Here is a 9,603-nt window from a genome sequence, read left to right as displayed (position 1 = left end):
TCGAACATCTCTTTACTATCCGTCAATTCATCCAGCTTCACCAAATTGGTATTCATCATTTATACCCATTCCCATAATGAAGTTACATAGAAAACCCCCATGGCCTGTCGGCCACCACGATGAATGAAAATGAGGGTTGCCAATTTGAGCTTCTTCTGCGCAAATAAAGATAGGCAGATCAAAGGTCGAATTTTTTTTGGTGAGCCACATCCCGCCTATTGCAGCTTTGAGCACCGCCGATTGTTGCCCTGAGCACGTGTACAAAAGTACACCTCTCGTTGCTGCATGATCCGTTCAATCCAAAGCAAGGGAGTGAAGCTGGAATGGATGCGTTATTGGAACGGTGTGCAGGGTTGGATGTGCACCAAGAGACTGTCGTTGCCTGTGTATTGGCAGGGTCTCTGGACAAGAACTTATCTTGGCGAATCCACAGCGAATCAAAAACGTGCCAGGCAAAAAAATTGAACGGTGTTGTGCTGGAGCCAGCAGACGTGAAAGCGAGGGTCAAAACCCAAGTTAGAAAAAAAGTATGCGAACCCGTAAGGGGAATAAAGGATTAAAGTCCGTGCTATGTCAGGCTGCTTGGGCTGCTGCCAAAACAAAAAACACGCGGCTATCCGCCTATTATTACCGATTGGTCAAGCGACGAGGGCCGAAAAAAGCAAATATGGCACTGGCTCACCTGATGCTTCGCATCATCTTCATCATGCTGCGGACGGGTGTGCCCTATGAAGAACTCGGCCCAGATGATTTACCGAAAAAAGAAAAGGACGTCAACTACTGAGTACACAAGATCAAACAACAAGGGTACAAAGTGGAGCTTCAAGAGTTGGGTGGGGGTGTTTTTTTGTGCCATTTTACAAAACCCTTCTATTTCAGGGTAAAGAACTACATCCTGCTACTTCGTGCAAGGTGTCATTTTCGTACAAAAAAGTTGTTTGATTTTCTGTTGATAATCCAAACTACCAGTTCTATGATAGCTTAATAGGAAGGGAATGATAAGTTTTGTTGATTCTTATTTAGCGGAATCCGTTGATTCTAGAAACCAAAACAAGGTCTCCATTATTATATGGATACGTTTACAAAACTGAGACCCCTGAGTCCACCCCTTATATTAGATCGAGAATTTCGCGATAAGCAAGAGACAATACAAATGATGGGGAGCGTCAAGTTTATGGACATGCACTCGCCCCTATTTATGTAAAAAGTTTTATTCGGGTTCGGCACCCGCTTATTCTTTCATGCGTTTAAAAATAACGTCATAGCTGTTATTCCCATGAATTAACGAGCGTTTCACGCGCGAGATGGTAGCCGAGCTGGCCTTGGCTTCCTCCTCGATTTCGCAATATGTTTTGTGATTGTATAACATTTTTGCTACTTGGAAACGCTGCTTCAACGTTTTGATTTCGTTAACCGTGCACAGATCGTCAAAGAAAGCATAGCATTCTTCAAGTGATTCCAATGTTAAAATCCCCTCAAAAAACTCATCCAACGCTTTTCCTTCCAATTCCTTAATCAGCATATGCTAGTCTCCTCCAGTGGTGCTGCGTCTTTGTGAATTATAATCGCATTATTCCTAGCTGGCTGTGACATAGTTTAGTGACAAAGTGTTGTAAAGCTTTTCTCTTCCTGCTTATGCATGATTGAGACCACTAAATTTGTCCGGCCCAAAAAAGCAACTGGAGATAACGGTTGCTTTTCTGTGCCGGACGTGAATGTTCAGCTCACTTGAGACGCCTTGGTCGACTTCATAAACCCGTAAATGATGTTAAGGACCGGAGCAGCAATGCAAAAGATGGCAAATGGAAGGTACTCGAGTGTCGAAACCCCTAAGGTTCCGGTAATAAATACGCCGCTAACCCCCCAAGGAATAAGGGCATTGAAGGCCGCTCCCGCATTAGCGACGATCCTCGACATTTCTTTGCGAGGAAGATGAATCGAGTCAAATTGAGGCTTGAACGCTTCTCCCGGTAAAATAATGGACAAATATTGTTCCCCCAGAAGAAGATTAACCCCCATGGAACTAACGGCTGTCATCAATATCAATTTTCCTTTGGTGCTAACAAAATCGGTAATTCGGGCTATTAACGTGCTGATAATTTTCAGTTCCACGAGCAATCCACCCAGCGCCAGTGCAAGCAGAATCAGAGATACGGACCACATCATGCTTTGGATGCCACCGCGAGACAGCAGCTTGTCCACGCTTTCTACGCCGGTGCCGGACACGTAACCGTCTTGCATCAGCTTGGATATATCGAGAAAACTGGTGTGAGGATGATAGATAAAAAAAACGATGATCGTACAAGAAATACATAACAACAAGGTCGGTATAGCAGGAACTTTTCGCCAGGCACATAGGAAAAGTATGAGTACCGGAATGAGTGTCACGACAGAGATGACGAAAGAAGAATTCAATGTATTCACCAGTTCTTTGATCTCTTCTCCTGTCGACAAGACGTTGGAACGCCCAGCTACAATAAAGAACAGAAGCGAAATGAAAGCGGCTGGAATCACGACGCGCAAAATGTAGCGGATGTGTACAAATAAATCAACCTCGGCAATGGCTGAAGCCAAATTGGTCGTATCCGACAACGGAGAAATATTGTTGCCTAGAAATGCACCGGAGATGATGGCGCCAGTGGTAATTGCCGGATCGTAGCCCATGATCTGCCCCATGCCGAAAAAAGCAATGCCTACCGTAGATATCGTTGTGAAGGAACTGCCTACCGTGACCCCAACAAGAGCGCAAATCATAAATACGGAAGGCAAAAAGAATTTTGCGGACAATATGCCGAATCCATAGACCATAATCGTCGGAATGGTTCCTGCAGCAATCCATACGCTGACCAGAGCCCCGATAAGCATAAAAATCAGGATCGGTATTAATCCGGGGGTAATGCCGTTTTGAAGGCCTTTGTGAATACGGTCCCAGGAAAATCCCTTGATTCTGGCAAAGATGATGATAACGCCAAGGGAGATGAGAATGGGGATTTGAGGATCCATGCCCAAAACAATGATGCACACCCCTATAACCGCCAGTAACACCACTAAAAAAAACAAGCTTTCTTTAAGCGATACCTCTTCTTTTTTCATAAGCTGAACTCCTTATCTGCAATGACGTAACGTCATTCCTATATAAAATAATCACTTGTAAGGTAAAGATACGGCGTTCTTATTTCCTCATGTCGCAGGCTCCTCACCTAGTTTAGGTTCAGTTTACGCGACCTTATTTTTATTGTCCAGATAAGTGTAGGCGATCCAATTGGGCGTTACTATGGTTGCCCGGGGCAAAAGAAGCTCGCGAATAGCTATTCCATTCTCAGGCTGGAGGACTTCGCTTTCCCCTTTGCACACCATCACGGGATCGATAACAATATTTTGAAGATGATGTTGCTCGATGGTTTCGCTCAAAATTTCTATGATCTCAATGGATCCCAGCATGCCGGTCTTCATTGCATCCAGGGGACTGCCGGAAAGAACCGTTTTCAGCTGGTGTCTAACCTGCTCGGAATTTACCGGATAAACAGCATGATTCCAACCATGTTCGGGATCCATGGTAACAATGGAAGTGATTGCGGTGAAACCGAATGTTCCATACTCTTAAAAAGTCTTGAGGTCCGCTTGCAGACCGGCGCCTCCGCTCGAATCCGAACCTGCAACCGTTAAAACCTTTTTAATCGCTGTATCTGCCATGTTCGGTTCTCCTTATGAATAAAATAGGAATGCGCAACAGACAATATTGTTGTGTGTTACGCACTCCCTATTATGAGATTGTTATTCGTACATTGCATGAGTAAGGTTTTCGAGTATTGCCTGCTCAAGCTCGGCTGCATAATACTCGAAAACTTCAGGATCATGAGCGTACGGGGACAAGGCACAAGCACGCAAAATTGTTACTTTTTCAACACGATCCCATTCTTCCTTAGTAAATCCAAGGCTTTGTATGTATTCCAGCGGGCTGTTGCCATAGTCCGGAATAGCGAAGTCCGTGTGCGACGTAAAGAATTTATTGCTGTACAGATCGCCCTTCACATAGGATGAGTAGTCGAAGAAGTCATGGTTCAGCTTGTTCATTTTCTCCAGGTCCGTGTTTCCTTCTTCATTGAAGACATAGTCGACCATATTGAAATCCGGCTTGGTCAATGGATATGCGGTAATGGTTTTACCGTTCACATAAAATTTCTTATCCTTCAAGAAATTGTAGAAACGATATGCGCCCTCAATGCTGGCTCCCATCAACTTGCCGTAACCTGTGATGTTCAGCGGCAATACCTTGTGAGCGGTCCATACGGCAGCTGCGGTAGCGCCTGCTTTGGAACCTTCCATGATGTAAGCGCCAAGCAATGCCGGAATATCTGCACCTTTCTCGAATACGTAAGTTGCAAAGTAAGAGATCGCGTCGCGCATTCGGATATCTCTGATGACGATGGCGCCTGAAGCGTAAGGAATGTAGCCCATTTTGTGCGGGTCAATCGTGATTGATTCCACCTGGCTCATCGCTTTGAAAGCATTGTATACGTCTTCGGTAAGCCATTCGTCTTTCAGTTTCATGTCCGTGAACACACGGTTTCTTGCGTACACCTCATCAATTTTGTCGTAATCGATGAATTGATCATTCTCATCCAGGAAAATGGAGCGGGCATAACCGCCGTAAGCGGCATCGACGTGAATGTAGAAGTAGATACCTTCTTTTTTCAGTTTCTCGCGCAGTGCTACGATTTTGTGGATATGGTCGATTTGACCTTCTTCCGTACTTCCGACTACTCCCACTACACCAAGTACAGGGACATGCTGAGCGGCAAGCTCGCGGATTCTAGCTTCCAGCTTTTCGATATCCATGTGATAAGTGCTGTCTACGTCAACGGCTTCAACGGCATCTAGACCTACACCGAGGATGTCTCCTGCCTTCAGCCAGGAATAGTGTTTGGTTTGCGGAATAAGCCATTTGCCCAATTTCGTAAGATGACGACCGCTGCGGGCGGATTTGGCTTTAATTTCATCCATCTTTTCAGAAAGCTTGTCCATGATGTCCAGAACTTCTTCCGTGGTCATGTTGAGGAGTTCCCATTCGGATTTGCCATCAACATATTCAGGCGCTACTTCTTTGATGGCAAGCGGCAAGGATTTCATGTTACGTGCATACCAGAGTCCTTCAAAGTTCGCGATTGAACCGTCGGCACAGATATGTCCCCAGCTTTCGCCGGCTGTGTAGCTCATCATTCTGCACAATTGATGTCCGACTTCCTCTTCCATTTGCGATGTTCCTGGAGAGGATTCATAAGCCACGTTATTGCCATTCCAAAGCATGGCCGTAGAGTAGGCAATAATAGCCGGCATCAGCGTTTCGGAGTTCATATGTCCCCAGAAGCGGCCGGCCGTATGCCATGGCATCGATTGCGAACGCAGCTTGGAGGATAGTTCATTGAACACGCTGCGCATATGGTTCGATGTATCCTGAAAACTTTGTTTGCTTTTATCAAAAGGAGTGATGATAGGCATGTCCTGTGTCTGGTAATTTTGGCGCCAGCCCACGTGCTCGTCCACCATTTTGAGCAGCACTTCTTTGAACAGATCCACGTTCTCCCCTTTATGTCCAAGGAACAAAGCTTTCAGGTCGATTTCTGGAATTTGATAACTCATGTTTTAGTCCTCCTGTAGATCATAGTTGTGTATGATTTAGATGATAAATCAATAAAAAATGTGAAATTATTCACTTTTCTTCCAGCTAGGCTTCTTCATTTTATAGATGATCAGGGCGATGCCCACCATAACTACGGTAGCCGCAATTTGAAAGATAATGTAGCCGGTATATTGGCTTGGCTCCAGAACAGATGGCGGAATCAAGCTGACAACAAGAGTGATAGCTACACTTAGCAAGGACAGGATGGAAACAAACCACATCAATCCGTTTCCTTTGCTCCCCAGTCTGAATGGTCTTCCGATCTCAGGCATCTTGTAACGAAGGCGAATGGCCGAAATCGCAATCAAGGCGTAAACGATACAATATAAAATCGTCGTCGTGATCGTAATTATCAGAAATGCACTGTTCACATTCGGTACAACGATGTACAGTACGGAAACAATCGAGATGACAATCGCTTGAATCATAACGAACGTAATCGGAATATTTTTGGATGTTCTCTTCTGGAAGAAAGGAGGCAAGTTGCCCTCGTCCGCTACCTTAATCATCGACTTGCTTGGCCCGAGGACCCATGCGCTCAGTTGAACCAGAACTCCGATCAGAATCATTGCGGAAATCAGATTGACGAAAATGGACGGAATGCCTAAATCCTTACAGAAGATCAAATAAGGCTGGGTGATATTCGCTAATTCCATCTTGCCTGCCGGCACACCGTTGGATACCGTCAAGCCGGCCACAAGGTTGAAAATAACAAGCAGTATTACAGATACAATAACCGCGATCGGATAATTCCGTTTTGGATTTTCTATATTGTTGGCGTGAACGGAAGAAATCTCTACACCCGCGAAGATGAAGATGATGCCGGACAAGTAAGCCAGACTTCCCAAATCGGAAAGGTTAGGAAGCAGGTCGCTTGCCTTAAAGTTATCCAGATAGCTTCCTGGCTGAATACCGTTCTTCATCATGTAAATTACGCCGAGAACCACGAGGATAACAAATGGAATGTATACGCCGATAATGGCGCCCCAGTTCCCCGCGATCTTAACCATGTCAAACTTCAGATTCAACAAGGTTACGCCCCAATAAGAAATCAGAATGACTACAAAGATAAACACGTTATTTGATGAAAGATCAGGTTTATCGATAACGTAACCGAGAAGTACACCCACTGTGGATGCAACCATTACCATCCCGAAGAACATCTGAACCCATAACAGCCAGGAGGTAACGAATCCCCACTTCTCCCCTAACGCTTTTTTGACCCAGACCTGCGGCCCGCCTTCCTCAGCAAATCCCGTTGACATCTCGGCGGACATCAGTGCGATCGGCAGGGCAAACAGAACCGCCGCCACCAGCATGTAAAAGATCTGTGTCCAACCCGTTGCGGCCAGCGTCGGAACGCTCCGCACGGTACCGAAGAACGCCATCGTGATACCAATCAAGCCAAACAGGGTCAGCTTTTTTGAATTGGCCATAAATTACTATCCTTCTTTCTATCTCTAATTCTGGTTCATGCATAAATACTCAACAAATTATTGTTAACTAACCTTCAAGTTCACCACCTTGGAAGTCATAGGAAATGATGTTCTTTGTTAATCGATTAACTTGCACGGTCAGTATACGCCTGTTTTTTTTGTTATGTCAATCACCTTCAACACCTTGTCACACAAGGTTTTTTTTGAAGTTAAAAAATCTTATTAATAAAGGCATTAACGCTTTTATCACGTTACTGTTTAGACCTTAAACCATTTAATGCTTTTTATAATAAAAGCATTTCTCTATCCGATAAGTGTATATTTATTTATATTTATACATGATTAAATTTGGGGATTTTAAGACTTTCGTCATGCGTAAAAGGACATAGATAGTTTTTTTCATATGAATAAAATGAATACTTAATCACGGCATGGCCTGCGGCTCATCCAAGTGAAGCCTTTCGAGCGGCATGGTTTATCCCAAGTCCCAGAACTCACGAAGCTTGTTGATTTCCAAAAAAGTCCTGACTCAGAGGATTTCTTAGGAAAAAATTATAAAAAAAACCGGCTTTCAGTCATGATTCATGACAAGAAAACCAGTTTATAAAATGTATAATATAATGATAAGGAAGTAATAAATATCATAGAATTTAGGGTGAACTTGCGATCCGAATTGCATCGTAGCGTGTCCCCAAGGCGATCCGCCGGCTTTTGCATCTGCACGATCCTGCTGCAATCTGAGGTGGAGAATAGCCAACAGGCTATTCTCCTAATTTGACCAAGCTGTAATTCTTTTTGCCTTTGCGTATAATAATGAATCTTCCTTCGAAAGAGTTGTCCGCTGTGATTTGCATATTCAGATCGGCAACTTTATCCCCATTGATGGAAATGGCACCGTTAGTGATGTCCTCTCTCGCTTGACGCTTGGAAGGCTCAAGGCCCAGATCTACTAGCCAATCAACAATGTTCTTCGGTTCGGTCGAGGCATTGAATGTCGGCATATCTTTGAAGCCCTGCTCGATTTCATCGGCTGTCAGCGACTGGATATCTCCGCTGAACAAAGCTGCCGAAATTTTCTGAGCTTTGATCAAGGCTTCTTCGTTGTGCACAAATTTGGTCATTTCTTCCGCTAGTTTCAACTGTGCTTCACGCTTGTGCGGTTCCATCTTCACCTTCGTTTCCAGTTCGTCAATTTCTTCCTTCGTAAGGAAGGTAAAGAATTTCAGGTATCTGATGACGTCACGGTCATCTGTATTGGCCCAGAACTGGTAGAATTCGAATGGCGTCGTTTTGTTTGGGTCAAGCCAGATCGCCCCGCCGGCCGTTTTGCCGAATTTCGTTCCGTCTGCTTTAAGCATCAGTGGAATGGTGAGACCGAATGCTTTGGCTTCCGGACCTTCTTTTTTACGGATGAGATCAAGTCCGCTTGTAATATTGCCCCATTGATCCGCACCGCCGATCTGAAGCTGCACATCCATTTCTTTGAACAAATGGTGGAAGTCCATGGATTGAAGGATCTGGTACGAGAATTCGGTGAACGATATTCCCGAGTCGAGACGGCTTGCAACGATATCCTTGGCCAGCATCGTATTGACGCTGAAGTTTTTCCCGTAGTCGCGAAGGAAATCCAGAATGGTCAGGTTATGGGTCCAGTCAAAGTTGTTCACCATGCGCAAGCCGGTATCACCCTCGTTGAGAAACAGCTTTTTCATTTGAGCCGTAAGTGCGTCAACGTTCTTCTGAACCTGATCCATGGTCTGCAATGTGCGCTCCGATGTCCGTCCGCTCGGGTCGCCGATCGTGCCAGTAGCTCCGCCGATCAGAATAACAGGGCGGTGGCCTGCTAACTGGAACCGTTTAAGCATCATAAACGGAATCAAGTGGCCGATATGCATACTGTCCCCGGTCGGGTCAACCCCACAGTATAGCGATATAGATTTCTCGCTTGTGAGTTTGCGCAATCCGTCTGCATCCGTTTGTTGGTTAATGGCTCCGCGCCATTCCAGTTCATCAATAATATTCAACATGGTGGTCAGCTCCTTGATCTTTTATATTGAAGTTTGATTGATAACCCGAAAAATAAAAAAATCGTCGCCTAGTCTATTTTAGACATAGGGACGATTATTAACCGTGTTACCACCCAAATTGCATTAACAGCGCTGCAGTCACTGTTAATACCACTCTCGGCAATGATATCGATTGCCAATCCGCTTAGCATTACCTAAGATCCTCCAGAGTGTACTTCGCAATTGCTGTTTGTACCGGGTCGCATCACCCCCCGGCTTTCTGAGAACAGGGACAACCTTGCTACTCCGCTCTTTCATTGTGCCATCCAATATTAGATTAATGTCATCTTAGTCCTGCAGTTAGGGTTTGTCAACATCTTTTTTATAATGACGGATTGTAAAATGAAGTGCGACACCTTCTGGGAATAAAAAACAAAGGGCCCATGGCCGGATTCGTGTAGAATGAAAGTTCTCACCACCC

At 44.9% G+C, this 9,603-nt stretch carries 6 protein-coding genes, 1 pseudogene and 1 other annotated feature; of the genes and pseudogenes, 1 reads left to right on the top strand and 6 read right to left on the bottom strand.

Going from position 1 to position 9,603, the window contains the following annotated elements:
• Positions 1 to 565 precede the first annotated feature (565 nt).
• On the top strand, positions 566 to 784 hold the full coding sequence (locus PPOP_RS18900) for a hypothetical protein (protein WP_093471125.1): 219 nt from the start codon (positions 566 to 568) through the stop codon (positions 782 to 784).
• A gap of 447 nt (positions 785 to 1,231) precedes the next feature.
• On the opposite strand, the gene PPOP_RS18895 is transcribed toward PPOP_RS18900, so the two are convergent.
• The 6 genes and pseudogenes from PPOP_RS18895 to tyrS all read right to left on the bottom strand — a co-directional run bounded on the left by PPOP_RS18895 (position 1,232) and on the right by tyrS (position 9,140).
• Positions 1,232 to 1,522 carry a YerC/YecD family TrpR-related protein gene (locus PPOP_RS18895; RefSeq protein WP_006288320.1) on the bottom strand — a complete coding sequence of 97 codons (291 nt, stop codon included), beginning with the start codon at positions 1,520 to 1,522 and terminating at the stop codon, positions 1,232 to 1,234.
• Between the two features lie 197 nt (positions 1,523 to 1,719).
• Positions 1,720 to 3,093, bottom strand: coding sequence for a Na+/H+ antiporter NhaC (gene nhaC / locus PPOP_RS18890; RefSeq protein ID WP_006288319.1), 1,374 nt, complete (start codon positions 3,091 to 3,093; stop codon positions 1,720 to 1,722).
• Between the two features lie 126 nt (positions 3,094 to 3,219).
• Positions 3,220 to 3,693 (bottom strand): annotated as a pseudogene (locus PPOP_RS18885) (bifunctional hydroxymethylpyrimidine kinase/phosphomethylpyrimidine kinase); the annotation flags it as partial.
• Positions 3,694 to 3,774: 81 nt separating this feature from the next.
• Positions 3,775 to 5,640 (bottom strand): tyrosine decarboxylase, encoded by a 1,866-nt coding sequence (gene tdc / locus PPOP_RS18880; protein ID WP_006288317.1) that lies wholly within the window; start codon positions 5,638 to 5,640, stop codon positions 3,775 to 3,777.
• Positions 5,641 to 5,706: 66 nt separating this feature from the next.
• A complete protein-coding gene (gene tyrP, locus PPOP_RS18875; RefSeq protein ID WP_006288316.1) occupies positions 5,707 to 7,116 on the bottom strand; it encodes a tyrosine-tyramine antiporter in 1,410 nt (469 codons plus the stop codon).
• Between the two features lie 761 nt (positions 7,117 to 7,877).
• A complete protein-coding gene (gene tyrS, locus PPOP_RS18870) occupies positions 7,878 to 9,140 on the bottom strand; it encodes a tyrosine--tRNA ligase (RefSeq protein WP_042230244.1) in 1,263 nt (420 codons plus the stop codon).
• Between the two features lie 86 nt (positions 9,141 to 9,226).
• Positions 9,227 to 9,449, bottom strand: a binding site (T-box leader).
• Between the last annotated feature and the right edge of the window lie 154 nt (positions 9,450 to 9,603).

Origin of the sequence: Paenibacillus popilliae ATCC 14706 (assembly GCF_000315235.1) — a bacterium.
Lineage (GTDB): Bacteria > Bacillota > Bacilli > Paenibacillales > Paenibacillaceae > Paenibacillus_B > Paenibacillus_B popilliae.
The sequence above is the reverse complement of the archived record's forward strand: the minus strand, read 5'-3'. Positions and strand labels throughout refer to the sequence as shown.

Bases quoted from the DNA above. Each gene is read 5' to 3' on its own strand.
- PPOP_RS18895 (WP_006288320.1), bottom strand. From the start codon at position 1,522: ATGCTGATTAAGGAATTGGAAGGAAAAGCGTTGGATGAGTTTTTTGAG.
- nhaC (WP_006288319.1), bottom strand. From the start codon at position 3,093: ATGAAAAAAGAAGAGGTATCGCTTAAAGAAAGCTTGTTTTTTTTAGTG.
- tdc (WP_006288317.1), bottom strand. From the start codon at position 5,640: ATGAGTTATCAAATTCCAGAAATCGACCTGAAAGCTTTGTTCCTTGGA.
- tyrP (WP_006288316.1), bottom strand. From the start codon at position 7,116: ATGGCCAATTCAAAAAAGCTGACCCTGTTTGGCTTGATTGGTATCACG.